The organism is Kurthia sp. Dielmo, from assembly GCF_000307285.2.
Lineage (GTDB): Bacteria > Bacillota > Bacilli > Bacillales_A > Planococcaceae > Kurthia > Kurthia populi.
Genome location: NZ_CAEP01000177.1, coordinates 1 through 818, shown reverse-complemented (window position 1 = coordinate 818; position 818 = coordinate 1). Strand labels below are relative to the sequence as shown.

The 818-nt window shown below is 38.6% G+C and carries 1 protein-coding gene; it reads left to right on the top strand.

The window, feature by feature from the left end; all coding sequences use genetic code 11:
* Nucleotides 1-798: suppressor of fused domain protein (locus KTHG_RS00030; protein WP_139991775.1), on the top strand; the 798-nt coding region annotated here is incomplete at its 5' end.
* Nucleotides 799-818: the final 20 nt, after the last annotated feature.

Genomic DNA, 818 nt, shown 5'->3' with positions numbered 1-818 from the left:
AAAGAAATTCGCATCGATGAACTAGTGCCGGTATATAAAGCCGAATGGCAGTATGCGGAAGCAAATGGTTATCCGGCTTTACAAGAAAAATTAACAGCCGCACAGGTCCAGGAAGTCATTGATTTTCAACGACCTGCCGTTGTGGAAAAGCCGGTAGACGATGGACAGCTCAAACCAGTTGGAACAGTTTCTAATTCAGAGAAAGTTCGTCAACAATTTGAAAAAGAATATGGACCGATTGCGCTCCAATTGACAGACTTGACGGTAGAAAGTGACCCATTGATACAAATTAGTGGAAATATCATTTATCCAACGAAAAAATATCCATATTATGTTGTTTTCACACTGGGGGTCAGTAATAATATTCCGCCAAATGTGACGCACAACGAAGCGTATGAAATGATGATGAAATTGCCTTTAGATTGGGTCGCTTCTGAAGAGGAATGGACACTTCCTGAAAAAAATTGGCCCCTACGCATGATGGCAGAATTCGGATATTATGTTCATAAAAACTTATTGAAATATTATGGAAATACAACATTTCCTGTAGAAGGGAAAACAAAAGAAATCCTTTTCGAGTACACAAAAATGACGCACCTACTAGCAAGAGGACCGAGTGAATCGTTTGTTTCTACAATTGTAAATGAAGAATTTCTGGTTATACTTCATCAACTTATCCCGATTTATGAATCTGAAATGGATTATGCCGAAGGAATTTATGGTGTGGATTTGATTCACTGCTTAGAAAAGCAGCATGCTGAGCATATATTCGTACAAAATCGACCACCATCTGTCTAAAAAAACACGGAGAAATCCGT